Here is a 19,015-nt window from a genome sequence, read left to right on the forward strand (position 1 = left end):
TAAGAGATTCCTTGATAAAATCAGGAATTGTGATATAATTACCAATTGGATATTGCATATTTGTATGTACTGAAAGGAATATTAAATGGAAGCTTTTATTATAGAAGGAGGCAACCCACTTCGCGGTGAGGTTACTATCTCCGGGGCTAAAAATGCGGTGTTGGGAATTATTCCAGCAGCAGTGCTTTGTGCCTGTACCAGTAAAATTGAAAATGTTCCCGATATTAAAGATGTCAACAAGATGGTTGACATCCTTGAAAAACTTGGGGCTGAAATATATCGTGAAAAAGATACCTTGATTATCAATACTGAAAAACCAATTGCCTATGATGTATCGGAATATGATGAGGAAACCGGTCAAATGCGAGCTTCCTATTATCTTCTAGGGGCATTGTTAGGGCGTTACCGGAAAGCCATTGTGCCATTGCCGGGAGGCTGCAATATTGGGGATCGTCCCATTGATCAGCATATCAAAGGCTTTCAGGCCCTGGGTGCTAAAGTTGTCATTGAACACGGCCATGTAAAAATGGAGGCACCTAACCTTAAAGGCGCACATATCTTTTTTGATGTGGTAAGTGTTGGGGCAACCATAAATGTGATGCTGGCAGCCGTTCGGGCAGACGGTCTGACGGTCCTTGAAAATGCTGCAAAAGAGCCGCATATTGTGGATGTAGCCAACTTTTTGAACCTTATGGGTGCAAATATCAAGGGGGCTGGTACGGATGTGATTAAAATCCGTGGCGTGGATGAAATGCATGGCTGTGAATACTCAGTCATTCCAGACCAGATCACCACCGGCACCTATATGATGGCAGCAGCGGTAACAAAAGGAAATGTCTTAATTAAAAATGTTATTCCAAAGCATATGGAAGCTATTACTGCGAAACTCACCGAAATGGGTGTGGAAGTTCGGGAAGAGGATGACGGCATCCGAGTTATTGGGAAGCGTCCTTTAAAGGCTATTAATGTAAAAACCATGCCATACCCGGGTTTTCCAACAGATTTACAGCAGCCAATGGCGGTTCTCATGGCTATTGCCCGGGGGACCAGTACCATTACTGAAAGTATATTTGAAAGTCGTTTTAAATATGTAGATGAGCTCAGAAGAATGGGGGCAACGGTTTCAATTAATAGTCGAACAGCCAGTATTACTGGAGTTAAAACCCTTTCGGCCACCAAGATTCGGACCACTGACCTACGGGCAGGAGCCGCCATGGTATTGGCGGGACTGATTGCGGATGGGGAAACAAAGATTACCGATATTGTTCATATCGATCGCGGCTATGAAAATCTCCAGGAAAATCTTCGGGGACTGGGTGCTGTCATTCGACGGATTTCTGAATAAACCAATTTAAGCTGTTCAAGGGAGAATTATTTAATGCTTTTGATTAGTATTCTCTTAATAAGGGTAAAGAGTTGTTAAGTCATTTTTAAGCAAGATTATTTACTATAAGGGTGACAATTTTAGACTCTGGTGCACGGGGAAAGCAGTTATGAATCAAGACATGATGTCATGGACAAAGGGAGTACAGATTGAAATTTTGCAGTTTATACAGTGGAAGTTCCGGAAATAGTTTATTTATCTCGAATAATGAAACAAAATTGCTTGTTGATGCAGGTCTTAGCGGAATTAAAATTCAGAATGCTTTAAAAACTATCGGAGAGAACCCAAGTGAAATCTGTGGAATTTTAGTCACTCATGAGCATAGTGACCATATTCATGGACTCGGTGTTTTGTCACGTCGTTTTGATCTGCCCATTTATGCCAATCAAGAAACATGGGATGCTATGGCTGACGGTTTAGGGAAAATAGCTCCGCATAATATGAGAACCTTTGATTTTGAACAGGCCTTCAGTTTAATGGATTTTGAAATCAAAGCATTTAAGACATCCCACGATGCAGTTGCTTCAGCAGGATTTTCCATTAATAATGGAAAAAAGCGATTGGGTATTGCCACGGACTCGGGTTTGATTACCACTGAAATGATGGAAACATTACCCGGCTGTGATCTAGTGGTTCTCGAATCCAACCATGATCCTTCAATGCTTGAAGCAGGCAGGTATCCTTTTTATCTTAAGCAGCGGATTAAAAGTGATTTTGGTCATTTATCAAATGAAATTGCAGCAAAAACGGCTTTAGAGTTGGTTAAGACAGGTACGAAGAAATTGGTTTTAGCACATTTAAGTGAAGAGAATAATTACCCGTTGCTTGCATATGAAACAACTGCCTGTATCCTCACTGGGGCGGGCGTCGTTTTGGAAAAAGATGTGACCCTTTGTGTAGCAAAAAGAAGTGGCGTTAGCGAGATAATTGAACTTTAAAAAGTCATCTGAAATTGAGGTGAATCAATGAATGACAATTCTACAAAACCCAAAAATGTTTCAACTTTATTAATTGGCATAATAGGAGCTATTATTGGCGGTCTCATTGTGGGAGGTGTGTTCCTGGGAATCGATCTTTTTACTGGTAATATGTCGGTTATCCAGGGAGCAACACAGCAAGTTGTGGTTAATGAATCCAGTGCGGATACAGTTGTTGAAGCCATTGCCCAGGTCGTTCCCTCATCAGTGGTGGGGATTGAAACCACGCAAATCGTTTCCACAAATATGGGACAACAAGAAGCAGTTGGCATTGGATCAGGGTTTATTGTTACCAGTGATGGTTATATTGCCACTAATCAGCATGTGGTGGTCGGAGATCAAACACCGATCACAGTTTCATTGTCAGATGGCAGTATTTATGAAGCCAATGTGGTTTGGTCGGATGCCCAACTGGATCTGGCGATTATTAAAATTGATGGAAGAAATTTGCCGGTTCTTGAGCTTGGCAACTCTGACGAAATTAAGGTCGGAGAACTGGCGGTTGCAGTAGGAAATCCATTGGGTCTTGATTTTGAACGTTCGGTCACCGCCGGGATCATTTCGGCACTTAATCGAAGCATTCCCTTAGAGAATGGCCTGGCAGAGGATTTGATTCAAACAGATGCCTCCATTAATCAGGGAAACAGCGGCGGTCCTTTGGTGAACAACACGGCCCAGGTGATTGGTATCAATACTTATAAGCTGAGCACCGGAGAGGGAATGGGTTTTGCCATTCCCATTAATATCCTGAAACCGATTCTTAATGAGGTTGTGGCGACAGGAAATTTTGAGTCAACGGTCATCGGTATTACGGGGTATGACAGAGCCATTGCAAAGTATTATCTTACCGATGAGGATGTCAACTTTACCAAAGGCATCTATATTGGATCTACACAACCAGGCAGTGGTGCAGCCAATGCGGGACTGATGGCCGGCGATATTATTCTTGAAATTGATGGTACTGAAACCAATACCATGCTGAAAATGAAAGAAATCTTATATGCTAAAAATCCCGGTGATAAGGTAATGGTGACCTATGAACGAAACGGCGAACAGAAAACCGCAGAAGTCACTGTGTCGGCAGGCGTATAATTTGTCAATTGTTTTCAGAACTAGATTAGTTTAATAAGTTTAAAAACAAGATTGACAGGCCTTTTTTAAGGTGCTATAATACAAAAATATTATAAGTGAAAAGTTCGACATAGTATCAATGAAGATAGTAGGTTGAATAACTGAACATAATTTAGAAAATGAAGTGCTTTATCAATGGCGATAACAGGTTTAACTGTTGTCGCCATTTTTTTGCACAAAAAATCTTGAATTTGATTAAAAATGAAGAGAAGAGGAATTTATTATGATTAATTCTGGTGATGTTGCATTTGTTCTTATAAGTTCGATGCTTGTATTTTTCATGACCCCGGGTCTGGGTTTGTTTTATGCGGGTATGGTCCCCAGAAAAAATACCATTAACATGTTAATGTCGGTCGTGTTTGTTTGTGGAATGGCAACGGTTATGTGGTTTGCCTTCGGCTATTCAATTGCTTTTGGACCGGATGCCGGTGGCTTTGGCGTGGTCGGGAATTTAAGTAACGCATTTTTCAGTGGTGTCAGTGCCACCGAAGCCGGTCCCTATGCAAATAACATTCCGGGAGCGTTGTTTGCAATCTTTCAGTTGATGTTTTGTATTATTACACCCGCTATTCTGGTGGGATCCTTAACCGGCAGGATGAAATTTTCTGCATTATTTATTTTTGTTACGGTTTGGTTGATGCTTGTATACTATCCGCTGGCCCATATGGTTTGGGGCCAGGGTGGTTTTATTGCCGGATTCGGAGCAGTGGATTTTGCCGGAGGAAATGTTATTCATATCAGTTCTGGTGTCTCTGGTCTGGTGGCGTGTATTATCCTGGGATCCCGAAAAGGTTACGGGATTAAATCATATCACCCACACAACATTCCATTGTTTTTCATTGGCGGTGCCATTTTATGGGTAGGTTGGTTTGCCTTTAACGGCGGCTCGGCTTTGGCGGCCAATGGTTTAGCGGTTCAAGCCGTTGTTAACTCAATGATTGCATCAGCAGCTGCAATGATGTCCTGGATGCTGATAGAAACTTTCCTTTATAAAAAGGTTACGGTTATGGGTGCAGTCACCGGTGCAATCATCGGCCTGGTTGCAATTACACCGGGTGCTGGCTTTGTACCTTTTGGGGCGGCCTTAGCAATAGGAGCTCTTGTAAGCCCGATTTGCCTCTTCTTTATGACAAAGGTAAAACAAAAATTCGGATATGACGATTCATTGGATGCTTTTGGATGCCATGGCATCGGCGGAATCTGGGGTGGTATTGCAACCGGATTATTTGCCCAATCGGCAATAAATCCGGTTGCTCAGTGGAATGGTTTGTTTTTTGGGGAGACCCAATTATTTGTAGCCCAACTTATTGCCATTGGTATTTCAGTACTTTATTCCGCTACAATGACGGCTCTAATCATGTTCGTATTAAAGAAAGTTATAACGATTCGAGTAACGCCTGCAGAGGAAGCGCTCGGTTTGGATATCAGCGAACATGCAGAACAGGCTTATCCAGCATTTTCTGGAATTGATCAATAATAAATTTGGATTAAAATGTCATTTAAGATCAGTGTGATCTGATTTTTGAATGATCAAAGAAAGGGAAATCTTATGAAACAAATCGAAGCGATTATCCGACCGGAAAAATTAGAACCTCTGAAGGATGCATTTCTGGCTTGTAAAATAAATGGAATGAACGTACGTCAGGTTCTCGGTTGTGGGAATCAACATGGCTGGATCGCCCGCAATCGTGGCACATCGGTAATGATTAATATGATTCCTAAAATAGAAATTAAGATTGTGGTAGCTGATGATAGGGTCGAAGAAATTGTTCAAGTACTGATAGACACGGTGCGAACCGGCGAAATTGGTGATGGTAAAATATTTATTAAGCCGGTGGAAGAATGTATTCGCATCAGAACCGGCGAGAGAGGCGATATTGCACTTTAACTGACAAAACTCGTCCCGGTGATAATGGTAAATCGTTGTCGGCTGCATGATCGTACAGGCTCAGGCCTGTTCGCCATGATGCCGACAACTGATGTTACGATTGTCACCGGGACTTACTTTTTGTTTGTTGGCAAACCCGTCATGGTGACAATGATAAATCGCTGTCTGCTGGATGATCGTATAGGCTAAGGCAACTCTGCTTACATAAGTAAGTGGAGTTGCTTTCTTTTTTGTTTTACAAAGAAAAGATTCAAGGATTGACTCTTCTTAATAGGAATGCTATAATCTAACTTCCTGATTCTAATGAGAATCAGCTTTTCTTAAATAATTAAATCAACCTTAAAAAATATCGAAAGAGTTCAATCAGTCTTCAATGAAGAGGGCTGTACAAAAGTGGATTTTGACGTGTAATAAAATTTATCAAAGGCGATAACAGTTTTTTTGTTGTGGCTTTTTTGTTGTGGTTTTAATCACTGATGAAAAAGAACAAACCGGTCTAAGTTTGAAAAAGCGGCGGCCAAAAATAAACTGCAAGTAAAATAGGGGTTGATCAAATAATCACGGATCCGTTTCCAGTGATTTGCGCATAAATAAATAAAGAGTAAAGGAGTATGTCAGCAGAAAAAAATGAAACAATAAAAATTAGAAAATTTAGGAGGAAATAATGATTAATTCTGGAGATGTGGCATTTATTCTTATTTGCACCATGCTCGTATTTTTTATGACCCCTGGTCTGGGGTTGTTCTATGCAGGTATGGTTCGTAGAAAGAATGTTCTTAATACGTTTATGTCAGTTTTCTTTTGTTGCGGATTGGCAACAATTATGTGGTATGTTGTTGGGTATTCGTTGTCCTTTGGACCAGATGTCGGCGGTTTTGGGATTGTTGGAAATTTAAGCAATGCATTTTTCAATGGCGTCAGCGCCACAGAACCCGGTCCCTATGCCAGCACCATACCGGGTGAACTGTTCGCAGTTTTTCAGCTCGTTTTTTGCATGGTGACACCGGCAATTGTTGTTGGCTCGTTGTCTGGAAGAATGAAATTCTCGGCATTGTTTATTTTTGTTGCCTTTTGGCTGTTGCTTGTCTATTATCCAATGGCCCATATGGTTTGGGGCCAGGGTGGTTTAATCGCGAAACTTGGAGCAGTGGATTTTGCCGGCGGCTATGTGATTGAGATCAGTTCAGGTATTTCCGGGCTGGTAGCCTGTATTATTCTGGGTTCTCGAAAAGGCTACGGGATCAAGTCCTATCATCCCCATAATATTCCCTTATTTGCAATAGGCGGCGCTATTTTATGGGTTGGTTGGTTTGCATTTAATGGCGGGTCGGCTCTGGCGGCCAATGGACTGGCTGTTCATGCCGTTGTTAACACCATGTTCGCTTCAGCTGCCGCCATGCTAAGTTGGATGTCAGTCGAAATGGTTCTCTATAAAAAAGTGACGGTTATGGGGGCCATTACCGGATCCATTGTCGGATTGGTTTCCATTACACCAGGTGCCGGTTTTGTATCAGCCGGTGCAGCACTGATCATCGGTGGCGTGATAAGTCCAATTTGCTTTTTCTTTCTGACTAAAGTTAAAGTCAAATTTGGATATGATGATACCTTGGATGCCTTTGGCTGTCATGGAATCAGCGGAATATGGGGAGTGATCGCTACGGGTTTATTTGCTCAATCGTCGATTAATCCGGTGGCTCAATGGAATGGTTTATTCTACGGTGACACACAGCTGTTTAGGGCTCAAATAATAGCGCTATTTATTGCAGTGACCTATTCTGCAGTGATGACAGGTGCGATTATGTTGGTGCTTAAGAAAGTGATGACGATTCGTGTATCCACTGAAGCAGAAGCTCTGGGTCTAGATATCAGCGAACACAGTGAAGAGGGATACCCGGCCTTTTCTGGAATTGACCAATAGACTTTTATGGGCTAAAATAGTATTTAAAGGTTTAAATGTAGTGACTGTTAAATAATCATTGGAAGGAAGATGTTATGAAACTAATTGAAGCAATTATTCGTCCGGAAAAATTGGAACCATTAAAGGATGCTTTCTTAGAAGCCAAGGTCAACGGAATGAATATTCGCCAGATTTTGGGGTGTGGCAATCAGCACGGCTGGATAGCCCATAATCGTGGCTCCACGGTGATGATGAATATGATTCCCAAAATAGAGATTAAAATTGTTGTGGCAGATGATAAGGTTGAAGAAACAGTTAAAGTGATTATGGATATTTGTCGGACTGGAGAAATTGGAGATGGAAAAATTTTCATTAAACCAGTGGATGAATGTATTCGTATTCGAACGGGTGAAAGAGGCGATATTGCGTTATAAATAAAGTGGACACACCCAATAAATGATAACAATACGATTATATTTACTTTTGTAAATATAATCGTATTTTTTATGATTTTTGTTTACAAAGATAAAAAAACATTTGACATTGTTACAGAAAACAATATAATAAAAGAGAATAATGACAAAATTTCTGATAAGAATTGAAATAAAAGTGATGATTGATATTATAAGTAGAAATACAAAAAGGTGGTGAATAGAGCATGAAAAAAGTTGTTGATGATGAACGGTTAATGGTGAAAATTTGCGAGATGTATTACAATCAGGAAATAAATCAAAAACATATTGCCACAGAACTGGGTCTTTCACGTCCAACGGTTTCGCGTATATTGCAGAATGCCAAGGAACGGGGAATTGTTAAAATTATAATTGATCCTTTGTCTGGGAATAATTTTGTGGATATTGAAAAGAAACTCGAAATGCGTTATGGATTAAAAGAAGTTTTAATCGTGGATGTGAAGACCGACAATCGGGATCAAAAGGATGAATTAGCCAAGGCGACGGCAAGTTATCTGGAGCGAATCGTAAAAAATGACAGCATTGTTGGTGTTTCAATGGGTTCGTCCATTGGCCAGATTTATCGCTTTGTATCCAAAGGTCTTTCAAAGAATGCAAACTTTGTTCCACTCATTGGCGGGATTGGTCATCTTGGAATGGAGCTTCACTCAAATACCATTGTGGAAGCCCTGGCCAAAGCTTTTGGGGGTGAATATTACCTTCTTCATGCACCGGCAAGAGTATCAGGTATTCAAATTAAAGAAGAACTGATGAAAGAGGCTGGGATCAATCGAATTGTTAAAATGTGTGATGGACTTGATATTGCAGTGGTGGGCATCGGGGTACCCAACCGGGGTTCGGCTATTATGGCCACTGGTTATTATGACGAGAAAGACATGGAAATCATGCGCAGTAAAGATGTGGCTGGAGATGTATGTATGCAGTTTTTCGATATCACAGGAAATTCTGAGCCTTTTCAAGCGGATAATAACGTGATTGGCATCGATATTAAAAAACTCCGAAGAGTGCCACATTCTATTGGGGTTGCCAGCGGAATAGAAAAGGCAGATGCTATAGTGGGCGCAATTAGCGGTGGTTATATCAACGTTCTGATCACTGATGTTGAATGTGCAAAAATACTGTTGGAAATATCAGATAATCAAATCATTATGAGTTGAAGATCACAGGAGTAAAAACAAAAAAGAAGCAACGAAAGTAGAGAAAAGCAAATGAATGAAATTTTAAACATGTCAATGAATGAAATGGCCGAAGCTGATTTTGACTGTTCTTGTGGAAGGCACCATAGTTTGCCTATTAAAAAAATTGCTATTGGGAAAGGAGTTCTTAAAGAACTTCCAGGAGTTGCAGCTGAATTTAAAGGCAAACAAGTTTATATGATCAGTGATAATAACACTTGGAAGGCCGCTGGGGAAAAGGCCCATGCATTCTTAGTGAATGATGGGTTTAAAGTAAAAAGCCATATGTTTGAAACCGGCAATGAAATTCTTATTCCCGATGAGGCTGTAATGGGTCGGGTACTGATGGAGATGCCATTGGATACTGCCCTGATTGTTTCAGTAGGATCAGGAACCCTGAATGATATGGGAAAATTTTTATCATCGAGAACCGGAGTGCCATATATTATTGTATGTACAGCACCTTCAATGGATGGATATGTGGCCAATGGCGCACCACTGATTTGTGGTGGTCGAAAAATTTCATTCGTTGCTACCTTGGCTTATGGTGTCGTTGGTGACACGGACGTTATGAAGGACGCTCCGATGCATATGATTCACGCAGGGTTGGGTGATGTCCTGGGTAAACTGACCGCCCTCACGGACTGGTCCCTGGCAGTTGAAATGATTGATGAATATCGATGTGATACCTGTGTGAAGCTGGTGGAAAAAGCCTTGAAACGGTGTATTGATAATGCGGCGGCTTTAAAAGAAAGAAACGAAGAAGCGATTCTTTATCTCATCGAAGCACTTACATTAACTGGGGTTACCATGGCAATTGTTGGTGTTTCCCGGCCGGCGTCCGGTTCGGAACACCTTCTTTCACACTACTGGGAAATGGATTTTATTACACGGAATAAATATCCGGAACTTCATGGGGTGAAAGTTGGTATTGCAACCCCCATCGTTGCCGAAATCTATGAAATATTAGGGGCTGATATTCCTGAAGCAACGCGAAAGCTTTGTCCCAAAAGAGCATTTGTAGAGGAACTTTTAAACAGTGCCGGAGCGATGATTTCGCCGAAAGAAGTGGGAATTGAGCGGGAACTATTTTATCGAAGTCTGTTGAATGCCAATGCTGTTCGAAACCGATACAGCGTTTTTCAATATGCAAAAGACATCGGTCGATTAGAAGAAGTCACTCAGAAAATCACCGAAAGGATTTACGGGAAATGATCATGCCAAAAAATAAAGCATTAAAAGATGTTAAACTATTTGCTTTGGATATGGATGGCACTGTATATCTGGGTAATGGTTTAATAGCTGGAGCCCTGGATTTTATTGAACAGCTCAAAAGACAAGGAAAAGATTATATATTCTTTACCAACAACTCATCAAGAGTACCCAGTTTTTATAAAGAAAAGCTGGCGAAAATGGGATGTTTTGTGGAAGAAGATCGGATTATTACATCAGGGGATGTTACCATCGAATATTTAAAAACCTATTATTCAGGAAAATCAGTCTATTTAATGGGAACCCCATTACTGGAAGAAAGTTTTTTGAAACACGGGATTAATCTGGTACAGGATCAGCCGGATGTTGCAGTGGCCAGCTTTGATACCACCCTTACCTATGAAAAGCTGGATAAAATCTGCACTTTTATCGCCAATGGCGCTACCTTCTTATCCACTCATTTGGATTTAGTTTGTCCGACAGAAACCGGTTTTATGCCGGACTGCGGTTCGATGTGCGCTCTCATAACCAAGTCAACCGGGGTGGAACCAAAATATTTAGGTAAGCCCTTTCCGGAAACCATGGATATGGTCTTATCCATCACCGGCCATAAAAAAGAAGATGTGGCCTTTGTGGGGGATCGACTGTATACCGATGTGGCAACCGGGGTTAAAAACGGAGGAAAAGGTTTTTTAGTCCTAACCGGGGAAGCGACCATGGCCGACGTGGCGCTTTCAGATATTGTTCCGGATTGTATTTTTGATTCATTGCAGGAAATGGCACACTATCTATAAAAGGAGGAACCGTAATGATTTATCTAGCGTTTGCAGCGTTTGTTATGATGGTTTTACAAAGCTTGTTGACCTATTTCCAGTACCGAAACTACCAGAAAGCAGTTGACAGCATGCGGGAAAAAGGCAAGTTGCTTGGGATCGGATTGCGCAAGGGTGGGTTCAATCTCAAGGGGGGATCGATTGTTATCCTTGGACTGGATCGGGATACTAAACAAATCGTCGATTGTAAAAAGCTTGAGGGCATAGCCATATGGAAACGATTTGAAGCAATCACCCTCTACAATGGGCTGTCTCTGAAAGAAGTCCGTGAAATCGGAATTGCGGAAGATTATGAAATCAATCGTCGGCAACGGGAAAAAGCAGCTTATTCACTTGGTGCTTTAGATAAAAAAAGAAAAAAGGGTGCATTGATTCAAGCCATAGAAGCCCTGGATAAACGTCTTTTGAGTGAAGCGACAGCTAAGCGGTATCAGGAACAGCGAAACGCACAACGAGAAAAATCAGATGAGACCCTTACTATTTTAGCGCAGTAAGGGGAATTGAGTTAAAGGAGGGATTTTCGGGAAAACATAGTTGTAAACGTTAGCTTAAGTAAATTACTTAGATCAATCACTAAAAATAATTTTATTAAGGAGTCAATTATTATGGAAATATTAGCAAATGCCGGTAACCATTTTTATGGGATATTCCAAGCCGGAGGACAGTTCCTGACGATTTACGTCGTCAATTTTATTCCCTGGATCATTATTATGATCACTTTCATGCACATTTTATTTAAACTTATCGGGTTGGAACGCATTGAAAAAATTGCCAATGTACTCGGAAAAAATCCTATTACGCGCTGGTCTCTGATGCCCATGCTTTGTATGATGTTTTCAGGGAATCCCATGACCTACCCCTATGCACGGTTTTTACCGGAAAATCAAAAGGTTGCATTTTTTGATGCGGCAATTTCCTATTGTCATCCCGTGACAGGACTCTTCCCCCATGCAAATCCCGGGGAGCTGTTTGTGTTTTTAGGGATTGCCACAGGCGTGTTTGTGGCCGGCTATGATTTGGGATTTCTGGCAATTTCCTATTTCCTGGTGGGCATTTTAGTTATATTTATTCGGGGGCTTGTTACCCAGCTCATTTACAATGCCAAATTCAAGAAAAAATATGGCTCAATGGAAAAGAAGGAGGCATAAGATATGTATAATGCAGTAAAAATTGAAAAAGGTCATGGCGGATGGGGCGGACCTCTGATTATCCAACCCACAGAAAAGAAAAATAAAATTGTTTCCATTACTGGCGGCGGTATTGATCCATTAAGTAAAAAAATTGCCCAGCTCACCGGAGCCAAAGCTATTGACGGTTTCAGCAAAGGCGTATCCGATGATGAAATTGCCTGTGTTGTAATAAACTGCGGCGGAACCCTGCGATGCGGTGTTTATCCCAAGAAAGGGATTATGACCGTTAATCTCACCCCGGTTGGTCAGTCAGGCCCCCTGGCGCAGTACATTAAGGAAGACATTTATGTGTCAGGTGTTGTGGAAAAGGGCATTACGCTAGCAGATGGATCCGAAGTTGTAGAGTTCGCTGAAGCGGTTGTGGAAGAAGTGAGGGCCGAAGAAAACTACGATGATGTAAAAGATGATAACTGGGTGGCTCGTGGCGGTAAAGCCTTGGCTGGGTTTGCCACCAAATGTGTTCAGGGCGGGAAAGAAGCCATCGATATTACCATTAAAGATATTCTCCCGTTTATGGCATTTTATGCGTTGCTATTGGGTATGATTATGTACACTGGTTTAGGCGGACTCATGGCCCAATATGTTTATCCGTATTTAGGAACTTTACCGGGATTGCTGATACTGGTTGTTATTTGCGGGATGCCGATGATTTCACCGCTGGTTGGTTCCGGGGCTCTGATTGGCCAGGTTCTCAGTGTTTTGGTTGGTCTTGGCATCGCATTGGGTGCATTCCCGGTTGTTCTGGCGCTTCCCGCTTTCTTTGCGGTGGATGCTCAGGTGGGCTGTGATTTTATCCCGGTTGGTTTATCCATGGGCGATGCGGAAAATGAAACCGTTGATATCGGGGTACCTTCAATTCTGTTGTCCCGTTTAATTACCGGCCCTATTGCAGTGGTTATTGCGTACTTTTTTGCAATGGCAATGTACGCTGTTTAAAAAAAAATTGTTAGAGATATCTAAAAAGGGGAATATATAATGTATAAAACAAAAATTACTGAAGTTGGCTCTATGGTTAACGAGTTTATCCAGGAAAAAATGCTCATTGTTTTTAATGATAATGCGCCGGAAGCCCTCCGAGAGATGTCGGTGCTTCATAGCATTGAAGTTTTGAGCCATGCGGTAAAGGTTGATGATATCGTTGTTTTTGGCGATCAAGAATACCTGGTCACGGCGGTGGGACACGAAGCCAATAATACCCTTGAAACCATGGGTCATTGCACCTTCTGTTTTAACGGTGCCGAATCAGTCCAGATTCCGGGGCAGATTGAATTGCTGGGAGAGAAAATTCCTGTTGTTGAGATTGGGTTTGACTTTCATATTTATTCAACATAAAAAAAATGAAAGGGATGAAATATTCATCATAAAGGTAAGAGGGTGCATTCTAAAGAAGTGGAAATTATTAATTCTATTGGTCTTCATGCCCGACCTGCGGCGGAATTCTGTGGAAAAGCCAGTGCGTTCAGTTCAGACATCACTATCAAAAAACTCGGAGATGAACCCAAGGAGGGCAACGCCAAATCGCTGATTACAGTAATGACCATGGCCTTGTCAAAAGGAACGTTAATTGAAATCGCCGCTGAAGGCGAGGACGAAATTAATGCTGTGGAAACCCTGGTAGCCCTTATTGAAAGTGGTTTTGGAGAAGCATAAGGTAAAAAAATGTCTTGCTGAAAAGCAGGGCTTTTTTTTTGGAAACAAATGTTTAAAGATAAGAAGATTAAAAAAGCATTGACATATATTATGAAAACCGGTAAGGTAGAGGTAATTACATATGTAACTGGAAATTACATATGAATAAATCTGGTCTTAAAAACTCAAAGCAAAGGGGGCTCTTTATGGAAAGAAATTCACTCTATATTAAAATTGCCCATTGGTATTACAATCTTGGCATGACACAGGATGAAATCGCCAAACGGTTATCATATACAAGACAACGGGTAAATCGCATTATTAGTTCCCTGGCGGATATGGGCATTGTCACCATTAAGGTGAATGGTTACGAACAGGGGAATGTGAAATACGAAACACTTATAGAGGAGCATTTTGGACTAAAGCAGGTTATTGTGGCCGATAGTTATGGGGAAAGCGATAACTATCTACCTTCCCTGGCCAGTGTGGCCGCCCAGTATTTGGATGATTATATCCAGCCAAAGATGACCATTGGCGTATCCTGGGGGATCACCCTGGCAGAGACCATTGCACGACTTTCATATAGTAAAAAAAATGACTGCATGGTAGTACAAATGGTTGGCGCCCAGAACTTCGACAAGGATATTCTAAAATCCGATCAAATTGCAAGAGCATTATCAGAAAAATTAGATTGTGCCTGTTATATGCTGTATGCTCCGGTGGTGGTGGATCATCCTGAAACAAAAGCCATGCTCATGGCGGAAAAATCAATTAAAAAATCATTTGAACATATGAAGCGTTGTGATTTAGCGGTCTTTGGTGTCGGCCAACTTACACCGGATTCAACCATGTATAAACGTGGTCTTCTTAAAGAAGAGGATATTCAAGAATTGAGAGAAGAAGGATTTCGCGGGGATATTTGTTTGAATCCTATTCGTTTGGATGGCACCTGGGATAATTGCTTTATTAAAGATCGTATAATCACAGTCGGTATGGAGGTTTTGAAACAAATACCCAATGTTGTTGCCATTGCCGGTGGTGAAGATAAAACCGAAGCGATCATAAGCTGTCTGAAATCCAAATGTATTAGTACGCTCATTATTGATGATGCAACCGCGAAACGAATGGTAGCAACCTTAAATTTGATTTAGTCGGGAAATTCCCGTTTAAATAATGGAGGATTATGTGTGATGGTCATTATGTGAATAACAATGGAGGAAGGAAAGACTATGAAAATATTTTTCACAGCAGAATACAACCAAGAACAGTTAAAACCGTTATTTGAAATGGGAGAAGTTACTTTGGATGGTTGGGCAACCGGTCTTCCGAAAATGCCGGAAGCAGAGCTTATGAAGAAAACAAAAGATGCAGACATGCTCATTGTAAGCTATGATGAGGTGACTCGTAATGTCATTGAAAACGCCGAAAAATTAAAGCTCATTGCCTGTACCCGATCAACACCGGTTAATGTGGATATTAAGGCAGCCCGAGAAAAAGGCATTCCGGTAATTTATACCCCAGGGCGAAATTCAGACTCCACTGCAGAATTTACCATAGGCCTCATGTTGTCCATCGCCCGTAATATTCCGATGTCGTACAAGGCATTAAAAGAAGGAAAATTTACCGGTACTGCAGAAGATAAAAAGATCACCAAAGATGGCCTGATTGTGGATATGATTTGGGATATGGATGAACATTCGCCTTATATAATTTTTAAAGGAACCGAATTAAAGGGAAAAACATTGGGAATTGTTGGCTATGGCAGCATTGGCCGACGGGTTGGGAAAATAGCCAGAGCCTACGGCATGGAACTTTTAATTTATGATCCCTTTCTATGTGAAATCGATATTGAAGAAATCGGCATTCAAAAAGCCAAGTCTTTGGTAGAATTAATGAAAGACGCTGACTTTATTTCCTGTCATATGAAAGTATCTCCAGAAACAAAAGGGATTATCAGTCGGGAAATGATCGATTTAATGAAACCCACAGCCTATTTTATTAACAGTTCCCGGGGTGCGATTCTTGATGAGGCCGCCCTTATTGATGCTCTACGTGAAAAACGCATCGCTGGAGCAGCCTTTGATGTCTATGCAACAGAACCATTGGCAATTAATCATCCCTATATTGGCGAGCTGGATAATGTTGTAATCACCCCCCATATTGCTGGTGCAACGGATGATGTTCTGCTCAACCACACCAAACAACTTGTTTCTGATGTGAGACGTTTTATAAATGGTGAAAAACTACTTTACGAATATCGATAGGTAAAGATTATTAACAATGATTTAAGAAATTGATTTGAAGGAGGATGATATGATTTTAGAAAAAGAAAGAAATGATGTCGTTAAATACTGTCAGAAATTAATTACAGCCGGATTAACCAAGGGTACCGGGGGGAATATCAGTATATACAATCGAGAACAGCAATTAATGGCCATTAGCCCCAGTGGCATTGACTATTTTGAAACTGAACCGGAAGATATTGTCGTCATTGACATTAATGGCAAGATTGCCGATGGAAAAAGAAAACCATCCAGTGAGCATGAATTGCATCGCATTTTTTATTTAAAACGGGATGATATTGATGCCGTGGTTCATACCCATTCCATTTACTCCACGGTACTGGCTACTTTAAGACAACCATTGCCAGCCTCCAGTTATCTGGTTGCCTTTTCGGGATTGGATGTTCGGTGCGCAGACTATGCTTCCTTTGGCAGTCTGGAACTGGCAGAACTGACCTTTGAAGCGATGATCGATCGTTATGCGGTATTAATGGCAAACCACGGTTTGCTTACCGGAGGAAAAGATATTCTTAATGCCTTTAATATAGCTGAGCAAATTGAGCATTGTGCCGAAGTTTATGTAAAGGCCAGAGCTATTGGTGAACCGGTTATTTTAGATGAAGAAGAGATGACAAAAATGATTTATAAATTCAACAAATCGTACGGACAACGAGCCACCAAAGAAGAACTGTAAAAAAACCCCATCAATCGTTTAAACGATTGATGGGGTTTTAAAAATAATCGGCTTTAATTTTGTCTGCTGCCGGCGTAGATTCTCCAGAGAAATTCCAAAATTAAATTGTCCATCCAATACTTCTAAAAAGTGTTCAAGATTACAATTACCAGCCCGTTCACCGATGCCAAAGAGGGTACAGTCGATGTATTTTGCCCCGGATAGGGTGCCCGAAACAGAATTTGCTACGGCCATACCGAGATCGTTGTGCATATGGATTTCAAGATCGATTCCAGTGTTAAGTTTTTTGACAAAATCATTACAGGTTCCCGGGGTAAGGATTCCCACAGTATCAGCAAAGCGAATGGTGCTTGCTTTTAGATCCTTTGCCTTTTGGATAATCTGCTCAACAAAGAACCAATCCGCTCGTGATGCGTCTTCTAACCCAATGGTAAAGATTTTATTGGCCTTGTGGATGGTATCAGCACAGACTTCAATCATTTCGAGAATTACGTTATTGGTTTTACGAAGCTTTTCTTTAATGAGAAGCGTAGAAGCAGGGACGCAAATATGAATAATATCGGCACCGCAGTCAATGGACGCTTGTATGTCCTCTAAATTCATGCGATTCCAGGCAACAATTTCCGCTTTTTCACATGAGAGTTTTATTTTTTCGAAAGCCCGTCGTTCATCCTGGCCCATTGCCGGAACACCAGCTTCGATGCGGCTGATGCCCATTTTATCCAGCGCTTTTGCAATGGATACTTTTTCCCTGAGCGTAAAAGCAATGCCAGGACTTTGTTCACCATCCCGGAGGGTTGTATCAACGATATATTTTTTTTCAATAGCCATTATGAACCTCCCTCACCAGCGTGCATAACTCCAAATCCGAAAAGCTTTTTCCGACATTGGCACAATGCTGCTTTAAATGTAACAGCACTGTACTGACACCGGCTTCTGATAAATTCAGCTCCCGCATTTTATAAATGACGCTTTGCTGGCCAGAGTGCTTACCAAGAATAATCTCGCGTTTATTGCCCACAGATTCAGGACTGAAAGGTTCATAAATTCGGGGGTTTTTTAAAATACCATCAACATGAATGCCGGATTCAACCTTGAAAATTCCCTGGCCGATAATAGCTTTTTTTTCGGGAATGATATTCCCGGTCAGTTTTTCATAGAGTAGTCGCAATTCTTTAAAAACTGATAGATCTCCAGTAAGGTCGGCTTGGCCATTCATTTTCAAAGCCATTAAAACTTCTTCCAGCGGGGCGTCATCATTAAGGCCAGAAAAACTGCAGCTGACGCTTTGTCCGCCCATCAGCAGCCATTCAATAGCGATAGCCGTGGCGCAGTGCTTCTTGTTGCTGGGACATAAATCCAAATATTGCGAGCCAGAGGATAACAGATTGTTAAAAAAAGTCCGGTAGTCCCGGGTGATGAGATCATCTGAACCCAGCAGCCGAATTCCATTTAAATGAGGGGTTGCTGTTATTGAAAAATCTAAATTCTGTTCAACAAGATCATTAGTTTCCAGCTGAAAAAAACCATCATAGTTTGTTAAGAAATAGGTTTTGGCGTTAGTCTTAGATAATAAATCAGGATTTAATAAGAAATTATTTATTTTTGTTAGCACCTGTGGTGTAGCCTCGATTTTGGTAACACCACAGGTGAAAAGAAGTTCACAAAAATGCAGCAGGTCACTGGGAACCATTGTGTCTGCTTCTATTTTGGTGAGCGTTCGATCGATAATAACAGCCATAAAAGAGCCTCCTTTTGGTATTCTATCCAGGTGATTGCGAAATTCGAAAACACAAACGTAAATTGCTTTGATGTCAGTTTTCATAAACAATTTTGTAACGTATAGGCGAACAGTCGTTAGACTGTTCGCCGTATCGTGGAAAAATTGTTTCATGAAAGCAGACAGCGAAGCTCACAGGCCTTTCGCAATTGCCTGATATTATATCAGGAGATCTTCTACGACGTTACCTCCTTCAATGTGTTCGTCCATAATGCGTTCGACGTCATCCACGGTAACATTGCCATACCAGATGCCTTCCGGATAGACCACAACAATGGGACCTTTTTCACAAATTCCGAAGCAGCCGGTATTGTTGATGAGGATGTCACCGGATAGATCCCGTTCATCGATTTCTTCTAAAAAAGTTTGCAGGACTTTTACCGAGTCCTGCTGAAAACAATAACCCTTTTGGGTGCCGTTAATCCGACAACTGGTGCAAATTAAAATATGATGTTTTGGTGTTACCATGT

Annotated in this window: 22 protein-coding genes; 19 read left to right on the plus strand and 3 right to left on the minus strand. The window is 41.3% G+C overall.

Annotation, left to right across the window (positions count from 1 at the left end):
• Positions 1-85: 85 nt before the first annotated feature.
• The 19 genes from AKG39_RS10070 to AKG39_RS10155 all read left to right on the plus strand — a co-directional run bounded on the left by AKG39_RS10070 (position 86) and on the right by AKG39_RS10155 (position 16,765).
• On the plus strand, positions 86-1,345 hold the full coding sequence (locus tag AKG39_RS10070) for a UDP-N-acetylglucosamine 1-carboxyvinyltransferase (RefSeq protein WP_050740262.1): 1,260 nt from the start codon (positions 86-88) through the stop codon (positions 1,343-1,345).
• 188 nt (positions 1,346-1,533) lie between these two features.
• Positions 1,534-2,322, plus strand: a complete 789-nt coding sequence (locus tag AKG39_RS10075; protein WP_050740263.1) for an MBL fold metallo-hydrolase — start codon at positions 1,534-1,536, stop codon at positions 2,320-2,322.
• Positions 2,323-2,349: 27 nt separating this feature from the next.
• On the plus strand, positions 2,350-3,453 hold the full coding sequence (locus AKG39_RS10080; RefSeq protein WP_050740264.1) for a S1C family serine protease: 1,104 nt from the start codon (positions 2,350-2,352) through the stop codon (positions 3,451-3,453).
• Positions 3,454-3,712: 259 nt separating this feature from the next.
• Positions 3,713-4,969: an ammonium transporter gene (locus AKG39_RS10085; RefSeq protein WP_050740265.1), complete on the plus strand. Its 1,257-nt coding sequence runs from the start codon at positions 3,713-3,715 to the stop codon at positions 4,967-4,969.
• 72 nt (positions 4,970-5,041) lie between these two features.
• Positions 5,042-5,380 carry a P-II family nitrogen regulator gene (locus AKG39_RS10090; protein WP_050740266.1) on the plus strand — a complete coding sequence of 113 codons (339 nt, stop codon included), beginning with the start codon at positions 5,042-5,044 and terminating at the stop codon, positions 5,378-5,380.
• Between the two features lie 18 nt (positions 5,381-5,398).
• Positions 5,399-5,569, plus strand: a complete 171-nt coding sequence (locus AKG39_RS20045) for a hypothetical protein (RefSeq protein WP_160316168.1) — start codon at positions 5,399-5,401, stop codon at positions 5,567-5,569.
• A gap of 472 nt (positions 5,570-6,041) precedes the next feature.
• Entirely contained in the window at positions 6,042-7,298 is a 1,257-nt protein-coding gene (locus AKG39_RS10095) for an ammonium transporter (protein WP_050740267.1), read from the plus strand.
• Positions 7,299-7,372: 74 nt separating this feature from the next.
• Positions 7,373-7,711: a P-II family nitrogen regulator gene (locus AKG39_RS10100; protein WP_050740268.1), complete on the plus strand. Its 339-nt coding sequence runs from the start codon at positions 7,373-7,375 to the stop codon at positions 7,709-7,711.
• A 224-nt stretch (positions 7,712-7,935) separates the two neighbouring features.
• A complete protein-coding gene (locus tag AKG39_RS10105) occupies positions 7,936-8,907 on the plus strand; it encodes a sugar-binding transcriptional regulator (protein ID WP_050740269.1) in 972 nt (323 codons plus the stop codon).
• Positions 8,908-8,958: 51 nt separating this feature from the next.
• Positions 8,959-10,140, plus strand: a complete 1,182-nt coding sequence (locus tag AKG39_RS10110; RefSeq protein WP_050740270.1) for a sn-glycerol-1-phosphate dehydrogenase — start codon at positions 8,959-8,961, stop codon at positions 10,138-10,140.
• 2 nt (positions 10,141-10,142) lie between these two features.
• Positions 10,143-10,931 carry an HAD-IIA family hydrolase gene (locus tag AKG39_RS10115; protein ID WP_423230037.1) on the plus strand — a complete coding sequence of 263 codons (789 nt, stop codon included), beginning with the start codon at positions 10,143-10,145 and terminating at the stop codon, positions 10,929-10,931.
• A gap of 14 nt (positions 10,932-10,945) precedes the next feature.
• On the plus strand, positions 10,946-11,464 hold the full coding sequence (locus AKG39_RS10120; RefSeq protein ID WP_050740272.1) for a transcriptional regulator GutM: 519 nt from the start codon (positions 10,946-10,948) through the stop codon (positions 11,462-11,464).
• Between the two features lie 111 nt (positions 11,465-11,575).
• Positions 11,576-12,118, plus strand: a complete 543-nt coding sequence (srlA, locus tag AKG39_RS10125) for a PTS glucitol/sorbitol transporter subunit IIC (protein ID WP_050740273.1) — start codon at positions 11,576-11,578, stop codon at positions 12,116-12,118.
• Positions 12,119-12,121: 3 nt separating this feature from the next.
• Positions 12,122-13,096, plus strand: a complete 975-nt coding sequence (gene srlE, locus AKG39_RS10130) for a PTS glucitol/sorbitol transporter subunit IIB (RefSeq protein ID WP_050740274.1) — start codon at positions 12,122-12,124, stop codon at positions 13,094-13,096.
• 39 nt (positions 13,097-13,135) lie between these two features.
• On the plus strand, positions 13,136-13,492 hold the full coding sequence (locus AKG39_RS10135; RefSeq protein ID WP_242852590.1) for a PTS glucitol/sorbitol transporter subunit IIA: 357 nt from the start codon (positions 13,136-13,138) through the stop codon (positions 13,490-13,492).
• A gap of 42 nt (positions 13,493-13,534) precedes the next feature.
• Positions 13,535-13,810 (plus strand): HPr family phosphocarrier protein, encoded by a 276-nt coding sequence (locus tag AKG39_RS10140; RefSeq protein ID WP_050740276.1) that lies wholly within the window; start codon positions 13,535-13,537, stop codon positions 13,808-13,810.
• Between the two features lie 185 nt (positions 13,811-13,995).
• The gene (locus AKG39_RS10145) at positions 13,996-14,940 is read left to right on the plus strand and encodes a sugar-binding transcriptional regulator (RefSeq protein WP_050740277.1); all 945 of its coding nucleotides are present in this window, start codon (positions 13,996-13,998) and stop codon (positions 14,938-14,940) included.
• Positions 14,941-15,018: 78 nt separating this feature from the next.
• On the plus strand, positions 15,019-16,053 hold the full coding sequence (locus AKG39_RS10150) for a 2-hydroxyacid dehydrogenase (RefSeq protein ID WP_050740278.1): 1,035 nt from the start codon (positions 15,019-15,021) through the stop codon (positions 16,051-16,053).
• 49 nt (positions 16,054-16,102) lie between these two features.
• Positions 16,103-16,765, plus strand: coding sequence for an L-fuculose-phosphate aldolase (locus tag AKG39_RS10155; RefSeq protein ID WP_050740279.1), 663 nt, complete (start codon positions 16,103-16,105; stop codon positions 16,763-16,765).
• A gap of 18 nt (positions 16,766-16,783) precedes the next feature.
• Here the strand turns inward: AKG39_RS10155 and AKG39_RS10160 are convergent, their stop codons facing one another.
• The 3 genes from AKG39_RS10160 to AKG39_RS10170 form a co-directional block, all read right to left on the minus strand.
• On the minus strand, positions 16,784-17,596 hold the full coding sequence (locus AKG39_RS10160) for a beta/alpha barrel domain-containing protein (RefSeq protein WP_050740280.1): 813 nt from the start codon (positions 17,594-17,596) through the stop codon (positions 16,784-16,786).
• Positions 17,586-18,506 (minus strand): homocitrate synthase/isopropylmalate synthase family protein, encoded by a 921-nt coding sequence (locus tag AKG39_RS10165; protein WP_050740281.1) that lies wholly within the window; start codon positions 18,504-18,506, stop codon positions 17,586-17,588. Before AKG39_RS10165 ends, AKG39_RS10160 begins: the two co-directional genes overlap by 11 nt.
• 198 nt (positions 18,507-18,704) lie before the next feature.
• Positions 18,705-19,013, minus strand: coding sequence for a 2Fe-2S ferredoxin (locus tag AKG39_RS10170; protein WP_050740282.1), 309 nt, complete (start codon positions 19,011-19,013; stop codon positions 18,705-18,707).
• Positions 19,014-19,015: the final 2 nt, after the last annotated feature.

This window comes from Acetobacterium bakii, assembly GCF_001263355.1.
Taxonomy (GTDB): Bacteria; Bacillota; Clostridia; order Eubacteriales; family Eubacteriaceae; genus Acetobacterium; species Acetobacterium bakii.

Coding starts and splice junctions, on each gene's coding strand:
- AKG39_RS10070 (WP_050740262.1), top strand. CDS start 86: ATGGAAGCTTTTATTATAGAAGGAGGCAACCCACTTCGCGGTGAGGTT.
- AKG39_RS10080 (WP_050740264.1), top strand. CDS start 2,350: ATGAATGACAATTCTACAAAACCCAAAAATGTTTCAACTTTATTAATT.
- AKG39_RS10090 (WP_050740266.1), top strand. CDS start 5,042: ATGAAACAAATCGAAGCGATTATCCGACCGGAAAAATTAGAACCTCTG.
- AKG39_RS10100 (WP_050740268.1), top strand. CDS start 7,373: ATGAAACTAATTGAAGCAATTATTCGTCCGGAAAAATTGGAACCATTA.
- AKG39_RS10105 (WP_050740269.1), top strand. CDS start 7,936: ATGAAAAAAGTTGTTGATGATGAACGGTTAATGGTGAAAATTTGCGAG.
- AKG39_RS10110 (WP_050740270.1), top strand. CDS start 8,959: ATGAATGAAATTTTAAACATGTCAATGAATGAAATGGCCGAAGCTGAT.
- AKG39_RS10115 (WP_423230037.1), top strand. CDS start 10,143: ATGCCAAAAAATAAAGCATTAAAAGATGTTAAACTATTTGCTTTGGAT.
- AKG39_RS10120 (WP_050740272.1), top strand. CDS start 10,946: ATGATTTATCTAGCGTTTGCAGCGTTTGTTATGATGGTTTTACAAAGC.
- srlA (WP_050740273.1), top strand. CDS start 11,576: ATGGAAATATTAGCAAATGCCGGTAACCATTTTTATGGGATATTCCAA.
- srlE (WP_050740274.1), top strand. CDS start 12,122: ATGTATAATGCAGTAAAAATTGAAAAAGGTCATGGCGGATGGGGCGGA.
- AKG39_RS10135 (WP_242852590.1), top strand. CDS start 13,136: ATGTATAAAACAAAAATTACTGAAGTTGGCTCTATGGTTAACGAGTTT.
- AKG39_RS10145 (WP_050740277.1), top strand. CDS start 13,996: ATGGAAAGAAATTCACTCTATATTAAAATTGCCCATTGGTATTACAAT.
- AKG39_RS10150 (WP_050740278.1), top strand. CDS start 15,019: ATGAAAATATTTTTCACAGCAGAATACAACCAAGAACAGTTAAAACCG.
- AKG39_RS10155 (WP_050740279.1), top strand. CDS start 16,103: ATGATTTTAGAAAAAGAAAGAAATGATGTCGTTAAATACTGTCAGAAA.
- AKG39_RS10160 (WP_050740280.1), bottom strand. CDS start 17,596: ATGGCTATTGAAAAAAAATATATCGTTGATACAACCCTCCGGGATGGT.
- AKG39_RS10165 (WP_050740281.1), bottom strand. CDS start 18,506: ATGGCTGTTATTATCGATCGAACGCTCACCAAAATAGAAGCAGACACA.
- AKG39_RS10170 (WP_050740282.1), bottom strand. CDS start 19,013: ATGGTAACACCAAAACATCATATTTTAATTTGCACCAGTTGTCGGATT.